Source organism: Streptomyces sp. NBC_01549, assembly GCF_026339955.1.
Taxonomy (GTDB): Bacteria; Actinomycetota; Actinomycetes; order Streptomycetales; family Streptomycetaceae; genus Streptomyces.
Window position 1 is genome coordinate 1,635,102 of record NZ_JAPEPW010000002.1, and the last position, 24,894, is coordinate 1,659,995.

Consider the following 24,894-nt stretch of genomic DNA (forward strand, 5'->3'; position numbering starts at 1 on the left):
TGGGGCGTTCCCGAAACGAATCTTCCGGATCCCTCTCATCCGCCTTTCACCCACGGCTCATACGGTAGGTCCATGACGCAGGTGACTCCTCCCGGCTGGTATCCCGACCCCGGGCAGACAAGTGACAGTCCCGCCACCGAACGCTGGTGGGACGGCAAGACATGGACGGACCAGACCCGCCCCGTCGGGTCCGCCGCCGCATGGGGTCCCCCGACGCACCCTCCGGCCGCCGGCCCGTATCCGACACTCGCTCCGGGCGCCCCGCGGCGCGGACTGCGCACCGGCATAGCCGTCGCCGCCGCGATCGCGGTCCTCGCGGGTGTCGGAGGCGGGGTGTACGCCCTGACCAAGAGCGACGGCAACGGCGGGAGCAGCGCCACGTCCCAGGGCCCCGGCGGGCAGAACGGCGGCCAGGGCGGATTCGGCGGCCAGGGCGGCGGCAACGGCGGCCTCGAGGGCGGACCGGGCGGCGCTCCCGGCGGCTCGGGCGGTTCCGGGGGCCAGACCCCGGCACCGGGCCAGTCCGCGCAGCCGCAGCTCGAGGACGGCTACGCCACCGACCTGATCAGTGGCATCAGCATGCCGGTGCCCGACAACTGGACCGGCGGAAGCACCACCACGGGCGCCGTGCTGTCGACCAAGGACACCTACAAGTGCCCCGGCGATACCGCGCAGGACTGTCAGCGGGGCGGGGCGTACTCGGCAACCGCCGCAGAACAGAAACTGAAGTCCACCACGGCGGAGGCGGCGGCCAAGGAGGACATCTCCAAGAACGCCACCGAGTCGTACGGCAAGGGCTACGGCACGATCACCTCGCACACGGAGCTCGCTTCCAAGGCGGTCACCGTGGCCGGCGAGAAGGGCTATCTCGTCCGCTGGAAGGTCGTCACCAGCAAGGGTGACGACGGCTACGTCGAGTCTCTGGTCTTCCCGTCCCCCGCCGACTCCAAGTCACTGATCGTCGTCCGCTTCGGCATCGACATCAGCTCCAAGGCGCCCAAGGAGTCCGTGATCGACGACATCACCAAGGGCATCAAGGTGGCGGGGTCTGGAGCTGCTGGCCAGCGGATTGACCTGCGGAAGCCTAGTCATGACATGGCGGGTTCTAGCGCGTTCTAGCGAAATCTTGCGTTTGCTCGCGTTGATCATTTCCCATCCGTCTCCCATTCCCGCGTTTTCGGCGCACACCCTTGAGTGTTCGGCGCGTAGTGGCCGTAATGGAAAGACCGGAGCCGGAGTCGTCTTGCACACCTTGGGGGTGAGGGACCGACTCCGGCTCCGGCTTCTGTGCAACGAGTGTCCGGTGCATCAATCACGGGCGTTCGTTCACTCGTTCGATCGGTTACCCGGCAGGCGCTGCCGGGTGCGGGGCGACTCGCCGCATGGCCGCCAAAGGGGTACAGGGCCACGCGGTGAGCCCATCGGCGCCTCGGGGACCTGAACCCCGTAGCGCCGAAGCTTCACTGTTCAGCTGTCTTCCGAACGCACGTTCGATTCGAGAACACCACCTGGAGCCCTGCGGCATATGCCAGTGCGTCGCAGGGCTCGCACGTTGTGTAGCTGAGGTGCCGCCTCCGTGGAGCGGCTCCTACTCCTGCTCTACGGCGGGAGGCTGATGGTCCGTCGTATCAGTTCCGAACTTTCTCGAGTGGCGACCACTTGGGTACTGACACAAGATCACTGACGCCGAAACGTGTCCCGGGTGCCAGCCCGCCGCAATCCCCGACCCGACTGGGTCATGCAACGACGCATCGCCCTCGGCCACCGCATAGCCGACCTGCGGCGGCAGGCCGAGCTATCGCAGGAGCAGCTCGCCCACCTCGCCGGCATGGAGCGGCGGAGCATCCAGCGTTACGAGAACGCCGTGCGGGATCCGCAGTTTTCGGATCTGCTGCTGATCGCTCACGCGTTGAGGGTGCACGTGACCGACCTCCTTCACGGCTAGGGGTACCCGCCGGAAGGTGCTGTTCCGTTGCGGCTTGAACCAGATTCAACAACAGTCCGGTACCTCAAGGGAAGATGAGGATTACAGATATTTTTGCGCTTTCTGTGCACCCCGCACGTTTCTGTAACCGCAGGTCAGGCAATGGCCAAACGTTCCCCCGGGTAACAGGCAAGGTCCAGACCGGGCGCGGTTACGGAGCCTCTTCGGACAGCCGCCGGTACGCCTCGTCCCCCTGCGCCCGGTAGGCGTTCCACAGCCGCTCGGAGTCTTCGCATCGCCCGCGGTCGATGTCTCGGCAGACGTCGCAGTTCGTGGTGTGGGTGACGTAGCGGCTGTAGGCCTGCTGGAGCGGGGAGAGTTTCCCCGCGGCCGAGGTTATGACCGGCGGGCGGGTTACGGGTTGTGGTGGGGGTTCTCTACGCTCGTCCACGTCGACGCTCCGTTCGTCGGCTGCCTCCGGGGCTGCGTGGGGCGTGGCCTCGGGGGCTCTTGCAATTGCAGGCTACCGCCGTGGGATAGGTGGTATAGGCCGTATAGGTCGACTGGTCTCGCATGTCGGGGTAGGTCCACCTACCGTCCGGATCATGAAGTGGGAGCCGGAAGTGCCGAGGTGGCGGCAGGTGTACGCCGTGATGACGGAGCGGATCGTTGACGGCACCTACGAGCCCGGCGGCAGGCTCCCCTCGGGGATGGCGATCTGCGACGAGTTCGATATCAGCCCGGTGACCGCGAAGCGCGTGTTGACGGAGCTGCGGAAGGCAGGGCTGGCGTACATGCAGCCGGGGATCGGGACGTTCGTCACCGAGCTGCCGCAGCCGCCCGCCGAGGGCTGACGTGCCGAAGCCCCGCACGCGGCGGGGCCTCGGTTCTAGACGGCGAGCGTCACAGCGTCGTAGACGGCCGGGGTGCCGTATCTGTCGGGCAGCTTCAAAACCGCCACCAGCCGTCGGGGATCGCCGGGCAATTGGCGAGCATCGGCCGCAGGACCGCGAGGTGTCGTTCCTGGACGTCCGGGACCTCGGAGCCCCAGTAGCCGGTGCCGTCCCAGCGGCCGTCCGGGTCGCCTCCGTAGCGGCTGTCCAGGTCGTTGCCTAGCATGGCCTCGGGGCTGGACAGGTCGGGCTTCTCGCGGCGCCACTGCGCCCACAGGTGTAGGCGCCCGAGGCAGGCGTAGGTGACGCCGTTCTTGCGCCGATACCAGACGGCTTGGCAGTCTCCGTTCAGCCAGTACGCGCCGTCGTGCTCGCTGGCTTCCACGGTGACGGTGGCGAGGTTGATGGCGAACGGCTTGCGGCTGATGAGGAACTTGGTCTCGCGGATCATGGCGGTCACTTGCCCGTCTCGGCCGGGGCTGCGGGGGCTCGCTGGATGGCGTAATCGGCTTCCGTCCACACCCCGGACGCGGCGAAATACCACTGCGTGCCGTCCGAGCAGTCCTGACACTCCTGGTCATCGCCGTAACAGGCTGGGCAGATCCACTCAACGCGTGCGTTCGGATCGGTCTCCTGCCGGATCGCGTAGGTGCCGACCGCTTGTGCTTCCGCCTGGGTGGCTGCCGTGTGCACGGTGACGCCTCCGCGGGTGACCTTCCAGTCGCCGCTGCTCGGCAGGGTGGGCGGGTTGACAGTGATGTCGAGGCGCATGGTGCCGCCGTATTCGGCGTGTAGGTGGTCGTAGAGGGTTTCCGCCCAGGCGTCGGCGTTCTCGGCGGTGGGTGCGGTGACGGTGATGGCGAGGGTGGCGGCGTGCCGTGTCATCTCGATGGCCTCCGTTGGGCTGTTGGGGCGGTTTCCAGGCTCTCGCGGAACCAGGCATGGCGCTGTCCTCGCGCGACGGCGGAGCACGAGGTGATCAGGTGAGGCGGTAGGTGGGTCCAGCGGGCTTGTGTTCGGCGATGAGCGCCTGCATCCAGTCCGGCCTGTCAGCGACCGGGGGTACAAGGGCGGCGGAGTCGGCGTACTCGACGACGACGTCGACGCGGTCGGCGATGGAGCTGAGCCCGTATTCGATGCGGACGGCGTAGACCTTGCGGGTGCGGCCGACGAGGTCGGTGAACTCCTGCGGCGCGTCGAGGTCGATGCTGACGCGGTGCTGAACCTGACGAACGGTGCCGGTCATTGCCGTCTCCCCTGCCTGCTGATTGTCCTCGATGAGTCCAATTTAGTGGGTACCCATCAATTCCACAAGTGGGTACCCCCTAGATTCTTTAGCGGGTACCCACTACCCTCACCGCATGGACAAGCCACCCGTGCCCTTCGAGCAGCTTGCAGACCTCGTCGCCAGCAAAGAGACCCTCGCCCAAGCCGTCGCCCTCACCGCCGCGCTGGCCGCCATCCCCGACTTGCAGAAGTGGCTACGGGAGCAGCGGCAGCACGTCGTCCGCACCCTCCATGAACGCGACGGCATCAGCTACACCGACATGGCGCCCGCCCTCGGCGTCAAGCCCGAGCGTGTCAGCGGCATCGCGCGCGGACACAGCAGGACGCCACGCAAGAAGGCTGGCGACGAGTAGCCACCGCGGCAGAGGGCTGACCGCTGTCAGACCGGGCGGCTAGGCTTTGATCTATGCCTCCCACTCCCCCGGACCGCGGCCCCGTGCGCCCGTCTGCCGTGGTGAATGAGGAGATCCGCGCCCTGGTCGTGCGGGCAGGCGGCTGGCTGTACGGGGAGACGCGGCGGCGGTACGAAGTGCTCGTCGCCGAGTGGACGGTCGCGGTCGCGGCAGAGCGGATGCGCGGGGACGTCGTGAAGGCCGCTTAGGATCTCCCGGTGGCATCCATCGAATTTCCTGAAGATCTGATCGAGCTGGAACGTTCCGCCTGGGCGCAGATTCAGCGCGGCGAGCTGACCGTGGCGACCGCCCGCAAGGTGCACGAGGCCGTGGCCGCGTTCGCCGAACAGGCCGGGCTGCGACGGATGGACGTCGAGCTCGGGCTCAAGACACTCGTGCGGTACGAGACGGCGGCCTGACAGCAGCGAGCCCTGCCCGGGCATCACTCCGGGCAGGGCATCAGCAACAACCCGACTAGATCGTTGGGATGTTGACGTCCACTTTACGGGCGGCCACTGACAACGAGGCGCCTCCCGCCGACGGGGGATTGCGACGAGAGGCAGGATCAGTCTGGCAGGCGGTCCGCCTCGTCGGGCCAGGACTCGAGGACCCGCTGCTCCTGCTCGTCGACGAGGGTGATGCGGGCGCCGGTGACGGAACCGTGCTCGCCGATCCACCCGGAGAGCTTCCGCTCCGCCGTCGCCAGGTCGGCCCACCAGCCGTGCATGACTGGCCGACCGCCGGTCGACAGGGTGAGGTGATAGCGCTGGTCGTCCATCATGCGAGCCTGATCCCGCGCCGGCGGCCGCGTTCCCGCACGATCGCGCCCTTCGTCTCCAGCTCCCCCAGCTGGTAGTGGACGGACGCACGGCTGCGCATGCCGACCCGGTCCCCGATCTCCTGCACGGTTGGAGCTTCGCCGCCGTCGACGATGGCCTGGCGGATGCAGCGGAGGATCCGCTCCTGGGTGTCGGTGAGGTAGTCGACGCGATGTCTGGCCATACAGCGATTAGAGCGCGTGTTCGAATTATGGTGCAAGCTGGAGGGATGCAAGACCTGCCGCCCGACCTGCCCAGACTCCGCACCCTGGAGACCTGGCTCGCCCACACCCTCGACCGGGTTCGGCAGCAGATCGCGGCAGTCGAGCAGCGGGAAGCCGAGCGCCGGTACGGCGAGCAGGCCCGGCCGCCGCAGCCGGACTGGGTTGTCGAGCAGGGGCTCAGCGGACGTGACGCCGTGTACGTGCACGTCGGCGGCTGCCATATGGCGGGGAAGCGCAGTCGAGGCGTGGCGCGGGACCAGGCACTGCGGGCACTCGCCGAAGGGGTGGATGCCTGTACGCACTGCCGGCCGGACAGCGAGCTTGGGTTCATCGACGGCTGACGTCAGGCGCTCGACCTCCGCGCCTTGGTCGTCTTCTTCGCCGCCGCCTTCTTGGCGGGCTGCTTCTTCGCCGTCTTCTTGGCCGCGGTCTTCTTCGGCATGTCGTGGACGGTGGCGTCCTCGCCGCGCGCAGTCCGGGCCTTGGCGACGGACTCCTGGAGTGCGGCCATCAGGTCCACGACCTTCCCGGCCGGGGCCTCTCCCTCCACGCCCGCCGCTGGCTCCTTGCCCTCGCGCTTCGCCTCGATGAGCTGCTCCACCGCCTCCGTGTACCGGTCGGTGAACTCGGGGCCCTTGAGTTCGTCACGCGTGAGGCGGTCGATCAGGAGCTCCGCTTCGACGATCTCCTCGTCGGTGAGCTCCACCGCGTCCAGCGCCAGCTCGGACGGGTCGCGGATCTCGTCATCCCAGCGCATCGCATGCAGCACGATCACGCCGTCGCGAACCCGCAGCAGGCCGAGGCGCTCGCGGCCGGACCAGGCGAACTTCGCCACCGCCACCTTGCTGCTCCGCTCGAGGGCCTGCGCCAAGAGCTTGTACGGCTTCGCCGCGACCTGGCCATCCGGCTGCAGGTAGTAGCCGTCCCCCACGCGGATCGGGTCGATGCTCTCCGCCGGCATGAACGCCACCAGCTCGATCGCCTTCGCCGTCGGCAGCGGCATCTGCTGCAGCTCCTCGTCGAGTACCGGGATCACGGTGTCCTTGGACAGCTCATAGCCCTTCCCGATTTCGCCCTGGGTGACCTGACGGTCCTCGATCTCGCAGTACTTCCGGACGCGCACGCGGGCCATGTCGTCGAGGTGCACCTGGTGAAAGCGGACGCTGTGATCCTCGGTGGCGCTCACGACATGGATCGGCACCGAGACCAGGCCAAAGCTGATGGCGCCGCTCCAAATAGTTCGGGGCATGGCAGACCTCCGCGACAGCCCCGAGAAGACCAGCCTACGAGCCTGTACAGAAAACGGCATACACGACTAAATGCCCGAATAGGGCGCCCCAGTCTGGGAACTCCGTCCAGGGAAAGCCATCCATCGAATCGAACGGAGCGCGCCGTGATCATCAAATCAATGCACGACATGGGCATCCGCAGCGAACACGCCTACCTCGCCGGCATGGCATCCATCGGCCTCAGCGTCGCCGCCTGGGCCACCTCGCTCAGCGTCGAACCGGGCCTCGGCCTCGACCGCGCCGACCGGTGGGGACTCTTCGTCGGCGAATGGGCGCCCACCTTCTTCGGCCTCGGCCTTGCCCTCTCCCACTACGAACAGCAGGACGGCACCCTCAACGCCACCGTCCACGAAATCCGGGAACAGCACAAGGCCGCTACCGCGCAACCGCCCGTTGCGGACGCCAGCAACCTGTGAGGAACCGGCAAAGACGGGGGTGTCACCAGGACAGCCGCATGGCCTCCCGTGGGGAGCCGGGAGGAGCGGCGGGCCCCGCCAGCGCGCAGCACGCGGCGGGGCCCGATAGGGGTTCCCACCTGGGGGTGGAGGACCCGCGCGATCAACGATGCACCACAAACCAGCCAGCGGGATAGATGCGTGACCTGAAATATCCACCGGGCCGCAAGTGCGAGCGCCGTCCGGGCGCCGAGGGCGCGGATCAGTTGCCGATGGGCAGGCCTCGGCCCCACAGCTCTTCAGCGTGTTCTGCGAAGCGGTCGAACATTCCGCCCTCGCTGCGGCGGCGCAGATGCAAGAGCGGGGAGTCGTGGCCGACCAGGCGCGCGAGGTGGGGTGTCACCAGGGCGTCGTCGTCGAATCGGAACACCGACAGACTGACGTGGTTCACGGCGTCCTCTGGGGCGCTGTACCGCGCCTCAAGCCCTTCCAGCGGGGCGAGGCGGGCGAGGTGCTCAAGAGTGATGCGGATGCGAGTGGAGACCGACAGCGCTGTCGCCTCGACGACCTCACGCTGCCGCGTCACCTCGCCTTCGGGGTCGCCGATGAGAAACCGGACCCGGCACCCCGACTGGACCTTGCGGCTCAGCACCTCCGAGAACCGCGGGACCTGCGACCACAAGAAGTACCCCGTGTAGCCAGCGAGCAGAATGTCTTGTGTGGCGTCTTCCGTCAGGTCTGCCCACAGTGCCGATGGGGCCGCGGACCGGTACGGGTACGTCTGCGTGATCTCCAGGTCCCCACCGCTCTTGATGCGGTCCTTCACGACTTTCGGCCACAGCATGTCTTCGTCAACTCCAAGCGCCCGGCAGGCGTCATCGCGGTTCCGCGCGTGCGGGGTGAGTTCGGCGTCCGCGAGCCATCGCTCAACAGTCTTGCTCGTCACGCCGGTACGCACGGCGAGTTGCCGGGGTGACAGTCCGGCCGCATCCATAGCTGTTCTGAGCGCTGTATTCAAGGGTCCCCCAGCGGACGTTTGGGCCTTTTCCACGGTAGCGCCCAGAGGGGCGAACTGTCCCTGCACGGTGGGCAGATACGTCCCGCACGTCAGCCGACTCTTTTCAAGACAGACCCCGGCGACCGCGTGAACGGCCCCGGGGCGTGGCCGACTAGCAGGAGTCGACATGCAGCAAGGTACAGCCCACCACCCATCGCCCCCAGTGGTCGACGTCCTGGCGCTCCCGTCCCTGACCGGCCTGTCCGAGCAGCAAGTCCGCGGCCTGTACCAGCTCACGCGGAAGGCGCGTCGATGAACTGCCCGAACTGCGGGGCTTGGACCTATCAGGACAACCGAGGCCGATGGATCTGCTCCAACCATTGCGGTTGGGAAACCGGGTTCAGCCCGGGATTAGGAGGCAGCTATGAACTGTCCGAACTGTGGTGCAGCAACCTCGCAGGGGCCCAACGGAGGCTGGTCGTGCGGTAACTGCGGATGGCAGACAGGGTGCGCGCCTGCCCCGCAGGTAGTCTCGGTGCATGAAGCAGGAATGGCCACCGGAAGCCGTGCCGCCCACTGACACGGCCGCAGCCCCGGGCAGCTCCGAGATCACAGCGACGGAATGCCGTGAGTGCGGTGCAGAGGTGCACGGCCTGAACGGGCGCTACGCCTGCGGGCTCTGCGGCTGGGTCAATCACTGGTCGCAGGGGTCCACCGTTCTTCCGCGAGCCGAAGACGACCCGGACTATCCAGGCCCCTGACGCACAGCGGCGCCTAGCATGACGAGGCCCCGGCCGGATCATCCCCGGCCGGGGCCGCTCCGTGTCCCGGTAACCCTGCGGGACCACTACACACCGCCAGCTCCGCGGCGCTACCGTCACCCCACTCGAATTATCCCTGGGGGGACGCATGGCCAACCCGTACACCACGCCCCAACCATCCGCCGCTCCAGCTGCCGACTCTCGCAAGCTGCACAAGCGCAAGCGAGTCTGGGTTGGCGGCCTGGCCATCTTCACCCTCGGCGTCATGTGGGGCACGCAGTCTGGCAAGGATGCAGCTGCCGCGAACCCGGCCCCGAAGGTGACGGTCACGGCTACAGCGACAGCCACTGCGACCGCCGCCCCCGAGCCGGCGCCAACCGTCACCGAGACGCAGACGGCCAAGGTGAAGGTGACCGTCACCGCGGAGGCGGCCTCCGCGGCGGGCAGCGGCTCCAGCAGCAGCGGCGGCAGTTCGTCCGGCGGAACATCCGGCGGGTCATCCGGGAGCGGCGGCTCCAGCGCTGCCGGAAACGGCGCTACCGCTCTCTGCAATGACGGCACCTACTCCTTCGCCGCGCATCACCAGGGGGCTTGCTCGCACCACGGAGGCGTGGCCGTCTTCTACAAGTAGGCCGGGCCGCGCGGGCATCCCGACGCCGGACGCACGAGCGCCCCGTCCTCAACCATGGAGGGCGGGGCGCAAGGCTGGACGCTGGTTCATGACGCCAGCAGCGGCAGCCGATCGGACGGCCCCAGGGGGCCGCACTGCCGCAGCCAGTCTGGCACGAGGGGCTGACAGGCGGGGCGGACTTCTCCTACCGTGGCCGCACCTGACGTAGGAGGGGACATGAGCGACACCGCCTGGGGATGAGCCCTCACAGCAGAATGCCCCCGCAGCTTCGGCTGCGGGGGCGTTCGTGCGTCGCCTAGTTGGCGGAGGAGCCGTAACGGGCCTGGACGTCCCGCGTTGGGGTCGCGTGGACTTCACCGAAGCGGAACACCGGATCGCCGAGGGCGAGGGCATCTATACCCTCTACCTCACCACCACGGAAGCCGGCCACGCCCTCCCCGCCCTTGATGCGACCGACGGTCTCGCAGCGGCTGCCGCGCGGCTGAGAAAGCTCCTGGAAGGCCCAGCCTCCAGTGCCGAGCTACGCAGCTGAGGGCGCGAGGATCTCAAAGGAGACCGTGATCCTCGGCTCGCCCGCCTTGGGCTCCAGCTCGGAGTACTGCCACCTGTACAGCGACTCGTGCTCCAGCCCACCAGTGCTCGTCACGAAGACGGGCTCGACCTTGTTGCTGACACCTCCGTCCCGGTAGCGGCAGGCGACAACAGCCCACCCCACCACGGGAAACACGTTTTCCTCCTCCACCCAACGCTCACTGGTTCCCGGCTTGTGAGCCTTGATCTGTACGCGGACTACCCAGCCCGGCAGGGCGGTTGTCATGGAGAGGATCTCGTTTTCGAAGCGGTCATCATCTGTCATCAGGGGCTACTTTCGTCGGCAGTCGCCCAGCGTGGGGGCGGATACTCACAAGCCGATGTCCTCTGAGGCGGCATCGGTCCACTTGTCGGCCTCCCGAATGTAGCCCCAGAAGGCGGGGCTGTTCTCGGCGTGGCCGGACTGGGCGCGGATCTTCTCTTCGCGCTTGCCTGCTCGGCGCGACGTGGTGATGAATCCGGCACGCATCGAGTGTCCGGTGAGGCGGACCGCGACGCCTGCGCGTTCGGCGTTGCGGGCAATGATCTCGCGGACGGCTTCCGGGGAGAGGGTGCGGTCGCCGACCTGGCCCCAGACGGTGATGGGCAGGAAGGCTGGTCCTGCAGTGATGCCTGCGGCGGCTCGCCAGGTGAGCCAGGCGCGGACGGGGCAGGTGTCGACGTTCTTGCCATAGCTGACGACGACGTCTCGGGGTGGGCGGCCCTTCACGGCGGGCACGTGGACTTCCAGGCCCTGGCTGACGTGGACGATCGAGTCGGATCGGAGCGCGGCGACCTCGGCGGACCGCCCGGCGATCCCGAACGCCATGAGCCAGAGGGCGCGGTCGCGGAGTCCGGTGAGTCCGTCGGCGACGGCGGCGTTCATCTGCCGGAGTTGCTCGGGGGTGACGGCTGCCGCCTTGCCCCGTCCGCGCGCCTGCCGCTCGGGGTCGTTCTTTAGCGGCTTCAGCGCCTGCCGCGCGGCGACCGTCGCGGCCTTGGGTACCTCGATGCCGTGCTCGCTCCGGGCGGTGACGGTGACCCCGGTGATCCTGCGGTCGATCGAGTTGGGTGCAGCGAGCTTGATGGTGTCGAGCCAGACGACGAACCCGACGAGCGTGCCTTTGGTGACGGCGGTCAGCGGCAGCGGCTGGCCGGTACGTTCGGCCAGCCATCCGTGGAACTCTTCCCAGAGCGCCCAGTCGTTGGCGTAGCCGCGTTTGGTGTTGTGGGGCCGGATGGCGTCGAGATGCTTCTCGGCGGCCTCTTCCATGGCGGCCAGGACGGCGAGCGTCGCAGCGTCATAGGCGGCCGGGGTGGCGTCCGGCTGACGCGGGACGAGGTCGGTCATGGGCTCTCCGTTCGGGTACGGTACGGGCGGCGCCCCGGCTGCTTTCCTCAGCCGGGGCATCGTGTTGCGTGGGTTGCTGTCACTCCATGGGCTCCCAGTTGCCCGTGAACCTGTCGAGCCGGGTCCAGGATCCATCCTCGTGGCGGCGTGCCACAGCGTCGTGATTGCCGTTCCTGCTCCCTTCGTTCCAGACGGCCACGCCGCCAGGGGCGTTCAGCTCGTCAAGGAAGGTGCGGGCCTCGCGGAACGTCGTGGACTTCTGCTCACGACCAGCGAAACGGCTGCCGTCCCGGACCACGGTCTCGGTCGCGTAGTAGACCCTCTTGGCGTTCCGGGGAATGCGGGTGGTCATGGTCAGCTCTCCTAGGGGTTTCGGTAGTACGCAACTAGCGCGTGGATGACGGCGTCCAGGCGGCCTGCTTCGACGGCGTCGAGCATCACGGCGAACCGGTCCGGCTCGCGGTCTTCGAGGGCGGCGAAGCCGTACTCTGCGTCCCACATCAGCTCGGCGTCCTTGGCGGCAGTGCCCAACTCGCGGCCACGGGAGCTGATGAGCTTCAGGGAGCGGGACCGACGCTGCGTGCGCTCCTGGATGGCGGCCTTCTCGGCTGCCGTGTAGCGCGTGATCAGCTTGGATCCCGTGCCGTCGCAGCCGAAGCACTCGCCGCCGCGACCGGCGACAGTCCATCCGGTGTAGACGCCGGTTCCGCTGCACCGGCGGCACTTGATGGTGTACGTCGTGGCCATCGTGCCCCCCTCGGCTGATCTGTCGTGGTGATTCCACAGAGAGCGGGGGTACCGAGTCGTCCGTCCATCCTCGCGGGAAGGCTTCGGGTACTTCGCCGTTTACAGCCGGGGTCTGGCCCCGTCGATAGGTCTAAGCCCAACGCGTTCGCAGCCCTTATTCCGCCTGACGCGGTTTTCGGTTGGAGGTCATGTACCGGGTTGCCCCGGCCCGTTCCCCTCCGTAGCTGCTCCTCGGAGTGTCCGCTCCCTGTGGAGTTGTTGCCGGGTTCCCCCGACACATCCAATGTAAGGGGACCCCTTACGGATGTCAACCCACCCCTTACACTGAATCCATGACGAACCCGCCGAGCCCCTTCGAGAACCTGAAGCACCTCGCTGAGCAGGGCGCCGCCACCCAGCGCGCCAAGGATGTGGGCGCGGCGCTGCAAGCCATCCCCGACTTGCAAAAGTGGCTGCGCGAGATCCGACACGACGCCGTTCTTGAGATGCGCGACGACGGACTCAGCCACGCCCAGGTTGCCGCCGAGCTTGGCATCAGCAGGGCGCGTGCCCAGCAGATCGCCGAGGGGCGCACGACGGGTAAGCGAGCCGATGGAGAGTCGGACAATCGCCCCAAATGACGCCCGCGATATGGCATGTTATCGAGAGTGCCGCCTCCCAACCGGGCGCGCTTCAGGGAACGTTATGCGCTACCCGTCATCTCCTTGAGTACGTGGATCACTGCCCGGCAGTCGTCGGCTGCACGGTGGCCGGCGCTGGGCAGAGGCTGCCACTTGTAGTCGCCCTGTCGGTACAGCGGTTCGTCGTCTCGCGCCTCGTAGTCCCACGTCCAGTCGCCGCACCATTCGGCGTAACTCTCCATCGCGCACGCCTCCCAGCTTTGGGCGGCCAGCCACGCCCGGGCTGCAGGATGGATGCGCCGACGACCGCAGCGCGGCTTCTCCAGGTTGACGAAGCGTGTGCGGTAGTGGCGGTGGAGTTCGACCGCCAGACGGCGCTTGTCGAACTGCTGGTTGTAGATGACGACCTTGCGGCCGTGGAGAGCTTCCGTGAGCGGGACGAGGAGATCGCTGAAGTTTGGCGCCGCCTGGACCATATGGTCGGTGATGCCGTGGATGCGGGTGGCCTCGGCGGGGATAGGCACGCCCGGGTTGACGAGGCTGTCGAGGAGAACCTCGCCGTCAACGCCAAGAACGGCGATCTCGACAATGCGCGCACCATCGTGGAGGCCAGTGGTCTCCGTGTCTAGGACGACGCTAGTCGGATCGCCGATGACCCGGCGCGCCCACTCGGATGCGGCCTCGCGGTCCTGGCGCAGCATCGCGAACATCTCCTGATCGCACCAGCCCTTGTGGATCTCATCGCAGTGCGCGCAGGCGCGTTGCTTCCACCACGACTGCCGTCCTGCGGTGAGCGCGGCGAGTTGCGCCGAGGTCGGCTCAGGCTGTGCCGTCGTCTGCTCGAGCGCGTACAGCGGGGCGTGGTGATGCCGGGGCATGCAGTACAGCCACGCCCGGGGCCGGCTCTTCTGCCCGGGGCGCAGTCGGCGGCGTGCGGCGCCGAGTTGGGCGCGGGTCAGGAGTTCCGCGGGTGCGGAGCCGGTGCTGTAGACGGGAAGTTCCTGGTAGATGACGGTCACAGCTGCTCCTCGGCGGGCGGGATGACGACGGTGAGGTAGGCGCGGAGCGCGCCCTCGGTGTACCGGCTGAGCCGGTACGACACCGGGCCAGCGGATCCGTCTGCGGCTCCCTGTATGGCGGCGACCAGGCGGCGCACGTCCGCCTTGTGGCCGACGAGCCGGATCTCGACCGGTGAGCCTGGGCTGGTCGGCGGGTTCTCGGTTCGGGGTCGGGGTGTGCGGCGGGCGGGGGCGCGAGTCATGGGTGAACTCCTCGGCGTGCGAAGCGGGTTGGCATGATGCTGCCCGGTTCCTCGCGTTGCTCGCAATCCCCAGCAAGTCATGCGAACTCACCCCTATAGGGACGCGTGCGCATGCGGGGATCTAGTGGCCCTCCGAGGCTCGGTAACGGGTTGCTAAAGAGTCGGCGGGCGCTCCTGAGCCAGGAAGCACCGAACCGCCCCCGCTCCCCCGCCGTCGTGAGGCAGCAAGGGAACGGGGGCGTCGTCGTGCGGCTCAGGCGGTCGTCTGCATCCATGGCCAGTCGCAGTCGCGCCCGGCTTCCAGGAGCGGCACCATCCGGAAGGCGTGATCGGTGAGGCCGCCGAGCGTGTGTCGGCCCGCAGCCCCGGACGGCATGGCGCCCGGCTTGTAGCCGGCCATGTTCCACATGTAGACCGGCACGTGCTTCGGTACAAGGTCGTCGATCTGGGTTTCCTGCATGCCGCCGTAGCGGTCCATGTTGGAGGGGAGCCATCCGGGCCGCGTCTGTTCGTCGGTGACGATGATGATCCGGTTGTGGCGGAGAAGGTCGAAGTGCTTCTTGATGGCGGACGGGATGTCGGTGCCGTCGTCCTGCCCGTACTGCTCGATGAGCTTCAGGATGCTGCCGCCCTTCGGTACGGCCAGCTGCTTGGAGCTGCCGCCGAACTCGACGAGCGTCGGCGCCTCGGCCCGCAGCGCGAGGGCGGAGCCGAAGACCGCGGCCTGCTCGGCGAGCGTGATGTCCGAGCTGTTCGGGGTGGAGAAGTGGTAGCCGGGGAACATCGACGGCGACCGGTCCACCAGGATCAGCGTGCTGCCGGACAGGCGTGGCACGTTGGTGAGGGAGTGCCCGAGCGCCTGCTCGAGGGCGTGAGCCCATCGCAGGGACGGGGCGTGCTTGTAGGCGGCCCACCAGCGGAACGGGAACATGCGGGAGCGCCGCACCTCGTCGGCATCGGCGAACCGGGCGCAGATCTGCGCGGCCACCGCATCGGAGACTCCCGCCTCGTCGAAGTTGCGAAGATTCCGGGCGATCGCCATCACGCCCATGGACGGGATGATCGCTTCCCAGGCCGGCTTGTCCATCGGGCCCTGCAGCCAGCCGGCCAGCGCCTCCCACGTCATTCCGGCGCGGTGCAGCAGGTCGGTGTGGTCGGCGAGCACCTGGCGCCGCTGGTCGACGGGCGTCGCCATCAGCTGCTCGCGGGCCAGCAGAGTCGACAGCCTGGCCGGGATGTCCTCGTCGCTGCCGTGCCGTCGGTCGAGGGCGTGCTTGAACAGGTCGCCCTGCCAGGGCTCGTCGTCGGCGGGGCTGGCGTGGACGAGGTTGAGTACGTCGCCGAAGCGGTAGCCCTTGGAGGCCGTGTCGTACTTGAGGAGCGACCGCTCCGTGTACAGCCGCTGGACGGCGTCGGCGATGCCGCGCTTCACCGGCTTCGGCAGGCGGCGTCCGTACTTGCTGGTCCAGTAGCCGAGCATCTCCCCCGGCTCATCCGGGCGCTGGAGGACGGAGTCGATGACCTGCCGGGAGTAGCCGGGCGCCTCGTGGAGTAGCCGTTCGGCAGTGAACTCGGCCGCGCCGACGAGCGCCGCGGTGCGCATGTTGCCCTCGCCGCGGAGCCAGCCGAGCAGGCCCGCAGTCCATGCCGGGTCTTCGACCGCGAGCTGCCGGACGAGCTGCGTGTACCGGTCGTCGCGGTCGCCGCCCTTCTCGTAGAACGCGTCCTGGCCAACGAAGTTGGAGACCGACAGCAGGAAGAGCTCGGACTTCGCGTCCCGGAGATACCCGGTGGCGCCTTCGTGGGTGACGGTCTTCTCCCCGGTCGTGGTCACGGGCGAGCTGACGGCGGGACGGACGTTGCGCTGGTTGAACCTGGCCATGAAAAAGCCCCTCACGTGGAGGGGAGGTCCAGCAGTGGGGTGCCCGAGATCAAGGTCGGCTGCGGTCCTTGTTCCAGTGCTCTACCAACTGAGCTACCGACGTCAGGCGCCGGGCGGGACTCGAACCCGCGACCTATGGATTAGCAGTGAAGTATCCGCTGCCTGCGCACCGGGCACCCCCGATGCTGTGCCTCCCGAGATCAAGGTGGGCGGTTCGGCGTGATTCACCAGAAGAAGTAGCCGAGGTTGCCCTGCGCACCGGGAGGTGCATGAAGTTGTGTTACCACCATAGCTGCATCAGACGGTAACTCGTCCACCGGATACCGCAACTACCCGGCCCGACACGTCAGAACGCCCCCGCCACCACCCCAGGAAGGGGCGACAGCGGGGGCTTCATGGTCACAGGGTGGGTGCTGGTGTGAGCCCGTGGGCGGCGGCGATGGCGAGGCCTTGCCGTGCGAGGGCAACCACGCGGGGCGGGAGCGCGGACACGTCCCGGCCTGCGATCAACCCATCCAGGGCAGCGTGGGCCCCGTAATGACAGTTGGGGCAGATCCCGACGAGCGGTGTGTCGATCGCCTTGCCCGCGGCTAGCCACCAGGATTTGGGCGCCAGGTGGTGCTGCTCGATGACCGCGCAGGCGTGCCCCTTATATAGGGAGCAGGCCCGTAGCAGCACTCGGCCGTCGACGACGACCAGCTCCCTGGCCGTCGTCATGCGGGCTCCGTGTCGTCGACCGGCGGCAGTTGAGGCTCGCGGAATGGTCGAGGTGACAGCCAGAACGGCGGCGGGTCTTCGTCGTCGGCCATGAATCCTCCTACTCGTACTGGCGGCGGCCGGGGTCCAAGCCCATCGACAGCAGGCCGCCCTGCTTCTGCGACGGCTGCGGTGCGCCGTCTTTCCGGCACACGAGTGCGTCCGGGTCGTAGGCCGGGGCCTGCATGGAGTAGCCGTCCGGGCAGGTCTGCCCGTCACGGCCGTTAGTCCCGTCCTTGCCGTCGGCGCCGGGCGGTCCCGACGGTCCGGCAGGGCCTGGTTCGCCCTGGGGTCCGGTCGGTCCGGCTACGCCGTTGCTGCCTGCGGCTCCTGGCGCTCCGGTCTGGCCGACGCCGTTGCTGCCGTCGGTGCCGTTGATGCCGTTCTTGCCGGGCGATCCCGATGGGCCGACTGGCCCGATCAAGCCCGGTGGACCTGTCGGCCCCGGGCTGCCCTGTGGTCCGCGGGGCCCAGTGATGGACTGGCCGGCTGCGCCCCGGCTTCCGGGAGGTCCAGCAACGGGCTTGTGCCCGAGTTGCTGCACTTGGCGGGCCAGTTGGTCGCGTGCTTCGTTGGCGGTGTGCAGGTCGTGGCTGAGCTGCTGCATGGTGATGAACACCCAGGCGAGTACGGCTACGCCGAGGGTGGCGGCGAGGGCGAACCATACGTCGCCGCGCCGCCGATCCTTCGCCCGGGAGTTGTGTGCCCTCACGCGCCCGCCCCTCTCGCCGCCAAATAGGCTTGCAGGATGAGGAGGAGGACTGGCGCGACCAGGCAGGAGAACACCAGCCGCCGGTCGGCGCGCCGTTCGTCCTCCCGCTTCCGCCGCTCCGCCTCCGCCTCCCGTTTCTCCTGTACGCGTTCTGCTTCGATCGCCGCCACCCGCTCGATCACCTGTCGGTGTACGTCATCGGCGGCGCGGCGCTCGAGCTCGTACCGTTCGACGGAAACCTTTTTGTCGAGCCGGGCCCCGTACTCGCGGAGGTCTTCCTTGAGGTCGGCGTGAATGGCCTCCAGGCGTCTGACGACCTCCCCGAGCGTCGGCTCATCCGCCACGTGCTGCTCCGATCAGGCGCCCTGCGGTGCGGCAGGCTCGACCGGGCTGGACTGCTCCAGCCGCACGGACGGCACGGGTGCGGTGACCCGTTCGCGCAGCCACAGGGTGACGAGTGCGGCGATCGCGGCCATGACCTTGCTCTGGTGGTCGGCGGACCAGTCGAGGCCGAGGCCGACGCACAGGGCCATGACGGCCTGAGCGAACTGGACGATCATTGCGGCGAGCGCGCCGTTCTTGAGGACGATCGCGGTGATGACGCCGACGGCGGCGGCGGAGACGGCGTTGATCGCGGTCTGGGTGCCGTCGGAGATGTCGACGCCGAACGCGGACAGGGCCTGGAGGAGCGCGGCGATGAAGCCAAGGATGTAGACCGGTTCGCGGCCGAAGATCTTCACGGTGTTCTCGCTTCCTGTTCGGCGAGCCAGCGCCGGACGGTTTGGTTGTGGCGGGCGTCAGCGAGCGCGTTGTGTTCGCCGGACTCCTGCTGGGGAAGGTCGTCCCAGGCGAGACCGAGGCGGGCTCGCTCCTGCTGGATGTCGTGCGTGAACATCGGCACGCCCTCGGGGAGGTCGATCATCCGACCCCAGAGTTGGGCGAGCGCCACGTGGTCGTAGGCGCCATAGTTCGCCCAGAGCTGGACGTCGGGTCCGGCGGCGCGGATGAAGTCCATGACCTCGTTGGCGATCCGCTCCCGGTGTTTCACTGCCGGGTCGGCGTAGTGGAACAGCCATCGCTTCGGCATGTGAATCTTGGCGTCACCGTGCCCCTTGGGGAGGTGCGGGACGACGTTTTCCATCAGCCACTTGTGCTTGCGGATGCGCCGCACTGACATATCCCGGTTGACGGCGTAGTACTCGCGGCCGTCGTCGCACACCATGCCGATGGAGATCAGCTCGATGGTGCGGCCGTCCTCCAGAAATTCCAGATCGTAGTCCAGCGCGGTCATGTGATGACCTGGAAGCCGTGCTTGGCGCCCAGCTTCGCGAGGGACGTCTGGCCGGGGATGCCGTCGGCGCCGGATCCGCTGTAGCCGAGATGCCGCTGCCACGCCTTGTAGGCGTCGACGCTCTTCGAACCGAAGGACCCGTCGACGTACTGGCCGTCAAGGAGGCCCTCAGCATGGAGCGCCTTCTCGACGAGCAGCACCTCGCCCTTGTAGCTGGTGTGGCCCTGCGCTGCCGCCGGGTCGTGCTTCGCGGCGTATATGACGTGCGCGAGGCTGACCTTCGGCTTTGCCGGGGTGGGCGGCTTCGGCGGGGTGACCGGGGCGTGCGCGAAGAGATCCGGCATCGGTCCGGGGTCGACATGGCTGTTGGCAGGGATCTGGTTGTGCCCGTAGTGCCCGCCGAGTTTCGTCCAGGCGTCGAGGGAGACGGTGTCGCGGACGAAGCCCGTCGGGGCGCCGCCGGGCCACACGTCGGGGATGCCGAGGCTCCGCAGCCACGTCATGATGCCGTCGAGGCCCTTGCAGGGCGTGTCCCGGACAGTGGCGTACCGCTTGCCGCCGACGGTCTCGTTCGCGGTGAAGACGATCTCGATCTGCACGCAGTACTTGCCGGTCCGGTTGGTGCGGACGTCGCCCGCGTTCTGCAGCGAGAGGCTACGGCTGTCCGCGGGGAAGAACTGGGCTATCTCCCCAGTCCACGGGTCCCACAGCAGGTGCGGCGCAACGTCTGCGCCGCCGCCGGTGAACCAGCCCAGCTCGCGGGCGAACGTCCAGTCGGTGGCGTTGCTGGTGATGTGCCAGACGGCGCGTGCGGGACCGCCGTTCATCGCTCCCTCGTTGCCGAGGGCGTGCCGGGCCGCGCCGGGCATCCACAGGTCAACCATGGTCAGGACTCCTCACGCTCGGGCCAGTGCCAGGTACCGCCCTCGCGGCCGATCTCGCTCTGCATGACGCAGTCGTGGAACGTCGTATCCGGCAGGAAGACGGTCACGCTGACCGGGACGGCGATGTTCGCCTTGTCGCCATCCGAGATGCCCGGCGGGTACGCGCCCACCTCGGTGATAATGGCCGCTCGGCACACGGGCTCACCCGTTGCGCGGCTGGTGTAGTGCACGATGCGTCCGACGGTGGGCTTGGCCATGGTCAGGCTCCGTTCACGTGGTTGTCGTGCGCCCACGCCGTCATCAGATCCAGCGCCTGAGCCAGGCGAGGATCAACTGGAGCAGGGGTGGGCGACGGAGGAGGGGTAGGCACCGGCGTTGGCGCGGGCGGCACGATGGCCGGGAACGGCTTGCCGGTGAGAGCGGTGTAGTCCGCGGCGAGCGCCGCCAGGTCGACGCCCGCCAGGAACGCGGGGTGCTGGAGGTGCTCAGGGAAGATGACGACCCAGGCCTCTTCGACCTTGCGCCGCCAGTAGGCGTCGGTGAACGACGTCTCTTCGGCCCAGGTGATGAACCGTTCGTCGCCACCGAGGGGGCCCGGGCCGGCTGCGCCGTATCCGCCGGTGATGACGGAGTGGCCGCCGTCGTCCGGGCTGGCGCGGTGATAGTCCCAGGGCTTTCCGTTGTCGAAGTCGGTCATGTTGGCGTCCTGGACGACGATGCCGGTCCACACGAATCCGAAGACCGCTATGGCGGCCTTGACCTCGTCCGGGCTGGACGGGTCGACCTTGGCGAACGCGACCGCCTTCTTCCCGTCCGGGCCGCCGTGCTTGACGAGGTACTCAAGCAGGGTCTGGATGTCCATGCCGTTGTCGTGCGACGAGCCCGGCCCGTTGGTCTCGGCGGTGCCGTTCGGGTCGAAGCCCGGGTTTTGCGTCTTGTAGACGGCCCAGACCTCGTCCTGCGTCGGGTAGTACTCGGCGCCGAGGATGAAGGTGAGCAGGCGGCGGACGTTGGCCCACGTGACCGCGACACAGTCACCGGCGACGTCGTTGCCGCGCATCTCCCAGGCGGCGAGCCGCGCAAGGTAGTCGGCTGCGGCCGGGTGCGCGGGGACCTTGCCGGTGAAGAGCCGGGCGAACTTGAGGGCCGGGACCTGCTTCGGGGCGCGGCGGCCGTACTTGCGGATGGTGCTGGTCAACGAGCCCTCCAGGGCATGAAAAAAGCCCGGCCGGAGGGCGCGGGCGTCGACGTGGCGGGCTGGGTCAGGAGAATTCGGGCTGCGGGTCCAGCAGCGTTGCGGTGAGGATCTCCATCAGCTGGCCGCAGATACCGCACTGCACGTAGCAGTGCACGCCGTCATTGGAATAGAACGGGTTGACGTCGAAGGTCTCCCCGAAGTTGCGGCACGCCTCGTTGTTGTCGCGGACGGTGATGGCGTAGTACAGGCCGGGTTCGAAAACGGGCGTGCTCATATCCCCATCACCATCCAGCTGATTCCGGTCGAGGTCGTGTTGGTGCGGGTCAGCCACACCGTGAGGCCTGTTGCGCTGACGCTGGTGACGCCGACGCCGGTGACCTGGGTGCCGGGCAGCGTCGTCTGTGCCGTGGCGAACGCGGTGAACGTGGTGCCCATCAAGTTCAGGCCGTTGATGGTGAACGAAGTCGGCGTGTTCGCGACCGGGGTGATGTTGATCGTGCCGTAGGCGATGTTCGAGGCTGTCAGGATCCCGAGGACGTCGAACGTGCACGGGGAGGAGTCCTCGCCCTGGATGGACGCGTGTGCCGTGCCGTCGAACAGGGACTCCAGGATGAGCAGCGCCCGGTGGTCACTCGGGTTGACGGCTCCCGAGGTGAGGACGAGGTCGCTGTACTGGAAGGCATCGCTGTCGTAGTAGATGCTCGCAGGATCCGCGACCAGGTTGTTTTCCACAGGCCGGAACTGCAGCTGCCCGCTGCTCAGGTACCCGCTCATGTTGATCGGGTCCTGCATGCCGCGCGTCCACAGCCCGCCCCCGCCGTTGCCGGCGTCCGGGCCCAGTTCTGCCAGCAGGGTCGTGCCGTCGTCTGCGTACACGCGGAGGGTTCCGACGGACGCGGCCGTCATGCGGCGTGCGGCCCGCATCTCCCGTACCTCGCGTTCGAGAGCGGCCAGGCGGCGGGCCAGCGAGGTGGCGTCCGGCGGGAGTTGGTCGATCTGGCGGGGCATTCAGCTCTCCTCTACCAGGATGGGCCGGACGCGGTCGGCGTCCGGGTCGAGCTCCCAGGACCAGCAGCGGGCGACGACGTTGGCGCCTTGGGGGTGCCGCGGTGAGCGTTCGACGGCCATGCGGACGGTGTCGCCGAGCGCCCAGTCGCGATTGAGGCGTGGGGCGCGGGAGGCGACGGCTTCGATGGACCACACCTGGGCGCCTTGCTGCATGAGCGTCAGCGACTGTGCGGCGTGGGCGTTCAGCTGGTCCGGGTCGGTGACGCCGGTCGCCGGGGTGTAGCGGTACTCCCAGCGCGGCCAGCCGGCGGCGATGAGCGCGGTCGCCTCGTGCGGGCTGGAAGTGAGCCGGGACGAGCCTTCACCCTCACCGCGGGCGAGGACGACGGTGGCGCCTTTGCCCTGCTCGTAGGACTCGGCGAGGGTGTACGAGGAGACGCAGCCCGGAAAGTCGAATGTGGCCTCGGGTGTCGCCGCCTGGACGCCGATGGCCGGGCGGACGCGCAGCGGGAACTGGAAGCCGCTGTGGCTGGCGTTCCAAGTGACGTCGATCGCCCACTCGGGGCCGCCGTCCAAGCTCATGATCTCTTTGAGGCAGGACAGGATCGTTTTGTCGTCGCCGTCCTGCGTCAGGTAGGTCATGGTGACGCCGGTGTTCGGTGCGTCGATGACGATCGGCGGCCCGTTCGTGAGGGCCGGGGTGACGAGCGCGGATACGACGGCGGCCTGGTCGACACCGATGAGGGTCTGGTCGCCGGGGAACCGGGCGTCGAGGTAGGCCTCGAGGGTGATGGCCCCAAGGGGCAGCGTCTGCGAGCTTCCGCCGCCGCGGGTCAGTACCGCGCCCGCCCAGAGTGGCGTGTCGGTGGCCGTGTCGACGGCCACGATCGCGGACTGGCCTGGTGTAGTCGCCTCGGTCCAACCGCCCGGAGCGCCGGGCAGGGCGAGCTCGAACTGGAGTGTCGTCGAGTCGCCGAGTTTCCGTGTGAGCGATCCGGTCGGCTTAAGAGAGGTGAGGTCTTCGACGATGCCGCCCGAGCCCAGGTCGCAGCCGTACCAGGCGAGTTGGTAGGCCGTCTCTGTCATCAGACGGACTCGTAGGTGCCGGTGATGCGAAGCTGGGATCCGTTGGCGAACGTCTCGGGCCGGGCCGGGGTCATGAAGTCGATACGCGTGTTTGTCGTTGACAGGTTGAAGAATGCGCTGGTGGTGGACGCGCCCGGCGAGATGACCATCTGGCCCATCCAGCGGTCACTGCCGAGGAGATGCGCCTGAAGGATGTAGCTGCAGCCGTTGTTGGCGGCGGCGAACGGCAGCGCCCAGTTGTAGTTGCCGCTGCCGTAGGTCGTGGTGGAGCCGGGCACCAGGTTGATGTGGACGGTCACCTGCCGCCCGATCTTGCTGTAGCGGCCGACGAGGGTGCCGTTGTTGACGACGGGGTTGGTGGTGGTCGCCGTCCATGTCGGCGTGTACGACGTCCAGGCGCCCGGCACCTTGTAGTAGGTGTCCCAGGAGGCGCCGTTCCATCGCAGCAGGTCGGTGCCGTTGTCGTAGAACTGTCCCGTGTACGGGCTGGACGGGGCGGTTGGCGACGGCAAGATGCCGCCCGGCGCGACCGTCGACGGTCGGACCGCAGTGCTCACCGATGCGGTGCCGCCGTTCGCCACGGATAGGACGCTGATCGTGGCCAGCGGCATGTAGATCTGTGTGCCCGCCGGGGTCGGGGCGACCGGGGACGCCGACGGGGTGCCCGCCAGGTAGACGATGTCCGCCTTGTTCAGGCCGGACGCGTCGACCGAGTTGTCCCAGACACGCAGGTAGACGAGGTCGATGCGGTTCAGGGTGGCGTGCGCAGCCGTATAGGTGCCCGGTGACACCGACGACGGGAACGCGGCCCGGTATACGCCCTGCCCGCTGTAGGCGACCGCGGCGACGCCAGCCGAACAGTTGATGGTGGTGCCGGCCAGGGTGACGGTCAGGCCCGGGTCGCCGGGGCGGACGCCCGAAGTCGCGCCCAGGGCGCTGCCGTTGCCCATGATGAACATGGAGTCGTTGTTGCGGGCTTCGAGACCGGAGAACACCAGCGTGTCGATTGCCCACGGGTCTACGGGCACGGCGGCCTCCTCACATCCAGGCGGAGCGCCAGGTGGCGGTCAGCGTCGCGGTCGCGTTGTAGGTCGAGCTCTGGAACTGGTAGTTGACCGACGAGTTCGCCGGGATGGTGGGCCATCCGGAGGAGACGGTCATGAATCGGCGCCTGCTCACTCCGCCGTTGAGGAGGACGGTGTGGGCGTCGGTGTCGATGGTCAGGACGTCGCCGGATGCCAGGTCCAGCGAGTAGACGAGCTGCCGCACTGTGCCGTCCGGGTAGAGGGCGGACACGGTGGGCGCCACCACGGGGCCCGTGATCGTCAGGACCGGTCGGGTGTCCATGGAGCCGGAGTTGACGGCGTTGATCTGTCCGGACACGGTCGTCGCCGACCAGGTGATTGGGAAGGTGATCGGGAAGGCCAGGCCGCCGGTCGTGGAGGGTAGCCCGGTCGTTCCGGTCTGCAGGGTGGTGCTGTAGCGGCGCGGATCCCCTGCCGTGACGAGCACGCTATAGGTCGCGATCCGGTCCGTTTCGTAGCCGAACAGCGGCTTCCCTGAGCGGCGCACCGTCGCCTGCTTCGAACCCGTCAGCTCGTACACCACCAACGTGGTGTCGGTCAGAGCAGCCGCAGATCGCAGCTGCTCCAGTGCGCCCTCAAGGGTGGTGCGGTCCGGCGCCGTGACCTTGCCGCCCAGCGTGATGGGCCGTGAACCCAGGTAGGCGGGGCTGGCCCACGACCCATGGTCGGCTTCCCGGTCGGTGTATTCGGAGCGAACCTCGGAGCCGTCCCAGCCCTGGAGATCCTGCAACGCCCAGGCGACCCCGTTGGAGTCGACCCGGCCGAGCGGGATGGCCCCGAGGTCCGCCCACACCCCGCCGAGGTCTTGCCCTGTAGTGAACGGCACCCCTCC

Annotated in this window: 40 protein-coding genes; 12 read left to right on the top strand and 28 right to left on the bottom strand. The window is 68.2% G+C overall.

Annotated features, from left to right (window positions below; translation table 11 throughout):
- Positions 1-72 precede the first annotated feature (72 nt).
- Both OG819_RS42290 and OG819_RS42295 read left to right on the top strand, forming a co-directional pair.
- Positions 73-1,119 (top strand): DUF2510 domain-containing protein, encoded by a 1,047-nt coding sequence (locus OG819_RS42290; RefSeq protein ID WP_266654482.1) that lies wholly within the window; start codon positions 73-75, stop codon positions 1,117-1,119.
- A gap of 619 nt (positions 1,120-1,738) precedes the next feature.
- On the top strand, positions 1,739-1,945 hold the full coding sequence (locus OG819_RS42295; RefSeq protein WP_266654484.1) for a helix-turn-helix transcriptional regulator: 207 nt from the start codon (positions 1,739-1,741) through the stop codon (positions 1,943-1,945).
- A 190-nt stretch (positions 1,946-2,135) separates the two neighbouring features.
- Here OG819_RS42295 and OG819_RS42300 read toward each other — a convergent pair whose 3' ends face one another.
- Entirely contained in the window at positions 2,136-2,375 is a 240-nt protein-coding gene (locus OG819_RS42300; RefSeq protein WP_266654486.1) for a hypothetical protein, read from the bottom strand.
- 154 nt (positions 2,376-2,529) lie between these two features.
- Between OG819_RS42300 and OG819_RS42305 the strand changes: the two genes are divergently transcribed.
- Complete coding sequence (locus OG819_RS42305) at positions 2,530-2,778, top strand: winged helix-turn-helix domain-containing protein (protein WP_266654488.1); 249 nt, start codon at positions 2,530-2,532, stop codon at positions 2,776-2,778.
- A 94-nt stretch (positions 2,779-2,872) separates the two neighbouring features.
- Here the strand turns inward: OG819_RS42305 and OG819_RS42310 are convergent, their stop codons facing one another.
- The 3 genes from OG819_RS42310 to OG819_RS42320 form a co-directional block, all read right to left on the bottom strand.
- Entirely contained in the window at positions 2,873-3,268 is a 396-nt protein-coding gene (locus tag OG819_RS42310; RefSeq protein WP_266654490.1) for a hypothetical protein, read from the bottom strand.
- Positions 3,269-3,273: 5 nt separating this feature from the next.
- The gene (locus OG819_RS42315) at positions 3,274-3,702 is read right to left on the bottom strand and encodes a hypothetical protein (RefSeq protein WP_266654492.1); all 429 of its coding nucleotides are present in this window, start codon (positions 3,700-3,702) and stop codon (positions 3,274-3,276) included.
- A 94-nt stretch (positions 3,703-3,796) separates the two neighbouring features.
- Positions 3,797-4,063, bottom strand: a complete 267-nt coding sequence (locus OG819_RS42320) for a hypothetical protein (protein WP_266654494.1) — start codon at positions 4,061-4,063, stop codon at positions 3,797-3,799.
- A 115-nt stretch (positions 4,064-4,178) separates the two neighbouring features.
- Between OG819_RS42320 and OG819_RS42325 the strand changes: the two genes are divergently transcribed.
- Genes OG819_RS42325 through OG819_RS42335 form a run of 3 tightly spaced genes read left to right on the top strand, consistent with a single transcriptional unit; the run spans position 4,179 to position 4,915 of the window.
- Complete coding sequence (locus OG819_RS42325) at positions 4,179-4,457, top strand: sigma-70 family RNA polymerase sigma factor (protein ID WP_266654496.1); 279 nt, start codon at positions 4,179-4,181, stop codon at positions 4,455-4,457.
- A 53-nt stretch (positions 4,458-4,510) separates the two neighbouring features.
- Positions 4,511-4,705 (top strand): hypothetical protein, encoded by a 195-nt coding sequence (locus tag OG819_RS42330; protein WP_266654498.1) that lies wholly within the window; start codon positions 4,511-4,513, stop codon positions 4,703-4,705.
- Positions 4,706-4,714: 9 nt separating this feature from the next.
- Entirely contained in the window at positions 4,715-4,915 is a 201-nt protein-coding gene (locus OG819_RS42335; protein WP_266654500.1) for a hypothetical protein, read from the top strand.
- Positions 4,916-5,061: 146 nt separating this feature from the next.
- Here OG819_RS42335 and OG819_RS42340 read toward each other — a convergent pair whose 3' ends face one another.
- The gene (locus OG819_RS42340; protein ID WP_266654502.1) at positions 5,062-5,277 is read right to left on the bottom strand and encodes a hypothetical protein; all 216 of its coding nucleotides are present in this window, start codon (positions 5,275-5,277) and stop codon (positions 5,062-5,064) included.
- Positions 5,274-5,498 carry a hypothetical protein gene (locus tag OG819_RS42345; RefSeq protein WP_266654504.1) on the bottom strand — a complete coding sequence of 75 codons (225 nt, stop codon included), beginning with the start codon at positions 5,496-5,498 and terminating at the stop codon, positions 5,274-5,276. The genes OG819_RS42340 and OG819_RS42345 overlap by 4 nt, the downstream gene beginning before the upstream one ends.
- A 45-nt stretch (positions 5,499-5,543) precedes the next feature.
- Between OG819_RS42345 and OG819_RS42350 the strand changes: the two genes are divergently transcribed.
- The gene (locus OG819_RS42350; protein ID WP_266654506.1) at positions 5,544-5,879 is read left to right on the top strand and encodes a DUF6233 domain-containing protein; all 336 of its coding nucleotides are present in this window, start codon (positions 5,544-5,546) and stop codon (positions 5,877-5,879) included.
- Positions 5,880-5,881: 2 nt separating this feature from the next.
- Here OG819_RS42350 and OG819_RS42355 read toward each other — a convergent pair whose 3' ends face one another.
- Complete coding sequence (locus OG819_RS42355; protein ID WP_266654508.1) at positions 5,882-6,787, bottom strand: Ku protein; 906 nt, start codon at positions 6,785-6,787, stop codon at positions 5,882-5,884.
- Between the two features lie 147 nt (positions 6,788-6,934).
- Between OG819_RS42355 and OG819_RS42360 the strand changes: the two genes are divergently transcribed.
- Positions 6,935-7,243: a hypothetical protein gene (locus OG819_RS42360; protein WP_266655542.1), complete on the top strand. Its 309-nt coding sequence runs from the start codon at positions 6,935-6,937 to the stop codon at positions 7,241-7,243.
- A gap of 241 nt (positions 7,244-7,484) precedes the next feature.
- Here OG819_RS42360 and OG819_RS42365 read toward each other — a convergent pair whose 3' ends face one another.
- Entirely contained in the window at positions 7,485-8,408 is a 924-nt protein-coding gene (locus OG819_RS42365) for a helix-turn-helix domain-containing protein (RefSeq protein WP_266654511.1), read from the bottom strand.
- Here OG819_RS42365 and OG819_RS42370 point away from each other — a divergent pair.
- From OG819_RS42370 to OG819_RS42380, 3 genes are all read left to right on the top strand, one after another.
- Positions 8,407-8,535 carry a hypothetical protein gene (locus tag OG819_RS42370; RefSeq protein ID WP_266654516.1) on the top strand — a complete coding sequence of 43 codons (129 nt, stop codon included), beginning with the start codon at positions 8,407-8,409 and terminating at the stop codon, positions 8,533-8,535. The two genes, OG819_RS42365 and OG819_RS42370, sit on opposite strands and share 2 nt — an antisense overlap.
- Positions 8,536-9,128: 593 nt before the next feature.
- Positions 9,129-9,611 carry a DUF3761 domain-containing protein gene (locus OG819_RS42375; protein ID WP_266654518.1) on the top strand — a complete coding sequence of 161 codons (483 nt, stop codon included), beginning with the start codon at positions 9,129-9,131 and terminating at the stop codon, positions 9,609-9,611.
- 346 nt (positions 9,612-9,957) lie between these two features.
- Entirely contained in the window at positions 9,958-10,143 is a 186-nt protein-coding gene (locus OG819_RS42380; protein ID WP_266654520.1) for a hypothetical protein, read from the top strand.
- Here the strand turns inward: OG819_RS42380 and OG819_RS42385 are convergent.
- From OG819_RS42385 to OG819_RS42400, 4 genes are all read right to left on the bottom strand, one after another.
- Positions 10,132-10,467 carry a hypothetical protein gene (locus tag OG819_RS42385; protein ID WP_266654522.1) on the bottom strand — a complete coding sequence of 112 codons (336 nt, stop codon included), beginning with the start codon at positions 10,465-10,467 and terminating at the stop codon, positions 10,132-10,134. The genes OG819_RS42380 and OG819_RS42385 overlap by 12 nt on opposite strands.
- Before the next feature lie 45 nt (positions 10,468-10,512).
- Complete coding sequence (locus OG819_RS42390) at positions 10,513-11,532, bottom strand: tyrosine-type recombinase/integrase (protein WP_266654524.1); 1,020 nt, start codon at positions 11,530-11,532, stop codon at positions 10,513-10,515.
- Positions 11,533-11,611: 79 nt separating this feature from the next.
- Entirely contained in the window at positions 11,612-11,884 is a 273-nt protein-coding gene (locus OG819_RS42395) for a hypothetical protein (RefSeq protein ID WP_266654525.1), read from the bottom strand.
- A gap of 11 nt (positions 11,885-11,895) precedes the next feature.
- Positions 11,896-12,279 carry a hypothetical protein gene (locus OG819_RS42400; RefSeq protein ID WP_266654527.1) on the bottom strand — a complete coding sequence of 128 codons (384 nt, stop codon included), beginning with the start codon at positions 12,277-12,279 and terminating at the stop codon, positions 11,896-11,898.
- Positions 12,280-12,611: 332 nt separating this feature from the next.
- On the opposite strand from OG819_RS42400, the gene OG819_RS42405 reads away from it, so the two are divergent.
- Positions 12,612-12,899: a helix-turn-helix domain-containing protein gene (locus OG819_RS42405; RefSeq protein ID WP_266654529.1), complete on the top strand. Its 288-nt coding sequence runs from the start codon at positions 12,612-12,614 to the stop codon at positions 12,897-12,899.
- Positions 12,900-12,961: 62 nt separating this feature from the next.
- On the opposite strand, the gene OG819_RS42410 is transcribed toward OG819_RS42405, so the two are convergent.
- The 16 genes from OG819_RS42410 to OG819_RS42485 form a co-directional block, all read right to left on the bottom strand.
- Positions 12,962-13,918, bottom strand: a complete 957-nt coding sequence (locus OG819_RS42410; RefSeq protein ID WP_266654531.1) for a 3'-5' exonuclease — start codon at positions 13,916-13,918, stop codon at positions 12,962-12,964.
- Positions 13,915-14,160, bottom strand: a complete 246-nt coding sequence (locus OG819_RS42415) for a hypothetical protein (RefSeq protein ID WP_266654533.1) — start codon at positions 14,158-14,160, stop codon at positions 13,915-13,917. The genes OG819_RS42410 and OG819_RS42415 overlap by 4 nt, the downstream gene beginning before the upstream one ends.
- Positions 14,161-14,413: 253 nt before the next feature.
- Positions 14,414-16,042: a TROVE domain-containing protein gene (locus tag OG819_RS42420; protein ID WP_266654535.1), complete on the bottom strand. Its 1,629-nt coding sequence runs from the start codon at positions 16,040-16,042 to the stop codon at positions 14,414-14,416.
- 399 nt (positions 16,043-16,441) lie between these two features.
- Positions 16,442-16,759: a hypothetical protein gene (locus OG819_RS42425; RefSeq protein WP_266654537.1), complete on the bottom strand. Its 318-nt coding sequence runs from the start codon at positions 16,757-16,759 to the stop codon at positions 16,442-16,444.
- A gap of 100 nt (positions 16,760-16,859) precedes the next feature.
- Positions 16,860-17,510, bottom strand: coding sequence for a collagen-like protein (locus OG819_RS42430; RefSeq protein ID WP_266654539.1), 651 nt, complete (start codon positions 17,508-17,510; stop codon positions 16,860-16,862).
- Positions 17,507-17,854 (bottom strand): hypothetical protein, encoded by a 348-nt coding sequence (locus tag OG819_RS42435; protein ID WP_266654541.1) that lies wholly within the window; start codon positions 17,852-17,854, stop codon positions 17,507-17,509. The genes OG819_RS42430 and OG819_RS42435 overlap by 4 nt, the downstream gene beginning before the upstream one ends.
- 12 nt (positions 17,855-17,866) lie before the next feature.
- Entirely contained in the window at positions 17,867-18,250 is a 384-nt protein-coding gene (locus tag OG819_RS42440) for a hypothetical protein (protein ID WP_266654543.1), read from the bottom strand.
- Positions 18,247-18,801, bottom strand: a complete 555-nt coding sequence (locus tag OG819_RS42445; RefSeq protein ID WP_266654545.1) for a 3'-5' exoribonuclease — start codon at positions 18,799-18,801, stop codon at positions 18,247-18,249. The genes OG819_RS42440 and OG819_RS42445 overlap by 4 nt, the downstream gene beginning before the upstream one ends.
- Positions 18,798-19,685, bottom strand: a complete 888-nt coding sequence (locus OG819_RS42450; protein ID WP_266654547.1) for an endolysin — start codon at positions 19,683-19,685, stop codon at positions 18,798-18,800. The genes OG819_RS42445 and OG819_RS42450 overlap by 4 nt, the downstream gene beginning before the upstream one ends.
- A gap of 2 nt (positions 19,686-19,687) precedes the next feature.
- Positions 19,688-19,942, bottom strand: a complete 255-nt coding sequence (locus tag OG819_RS42455) for a hypothetical protein (RefSeq protein ID WP_266654548.1) — start codon at positions 19,940-19,942, stop codon at positions 19,688-19,690.
- A 2-nt stretch (positions 19,943-19,944) separates the two neighbouring features.
- Entirely contained in the window at positions 19,945-20,883 is a 939-nt protein-coding gene (locus OG819_RS42460) for a hypothetical protein (RefSeq protein ID WP_266654550.1), read from the bottom strand.
- 64 nt (positions 20,884-20,947) lie between these two features.
- The gene (locus OG819_RS42465; RefSeq protein WP_266654552.1) at positions 20,948-21,157 is read right to left on the bottom strand and encodes a hypothetical protein; all 210 of its coding nucleotides are present in this window, start codon (positions 21,155-21,157) and stop codon (positions 20,948-20,950) included.
- Positions 21,154-21,891 (bottom strand): hypothetical protein, encoded by a 738-nt coding sequence (locus OG819_RS42470; RefSeq protein WP_266654554.1) that lies wholly within the window; start codon positions 21,889-21,891, stop codon positions 21,154-21,156. The genes OG819_RS42465 and OG819_RS42470 overlap by 4 nt, the downstream gene beginning before the upstream one ends.
- A complete protein-coding gene (locus tag OG819_RS42475; protein ID WP_266654556.1) occupies positions 21,892-22,977 on the bottom strand; it encodes a hypothetical protein in 1,086 nt (361 codons plus the stop codon).
- Positions 22,977-24,005: a hypothetical protein gene (locus OG819_RS42480; protein WP_266654558.1), complete on the bottom strand. Its 1,029-nt coding sequence runs from the start codon at positions 24,003-24,005 to the stop codon at positions 22,977-22,979. Before OG819_RS42480 ends, OG819_RS42475 begins: the two co-directional genes overlap by 1 nt.
- Positions 24,006-24,015: 10 nt before the next feature.
- A complete protein-coding gene (locus tag OG819_RS42485; RefSeq protein WP_266654560.1) occupies positions 24,016-24,888 on the bottom strand; it encodes a phage tail domain-containing protein in 873 nt (290 codons plus the stop codon).
- Positions 24,889-24,894 lie beyond the last annotated feature (6 nt).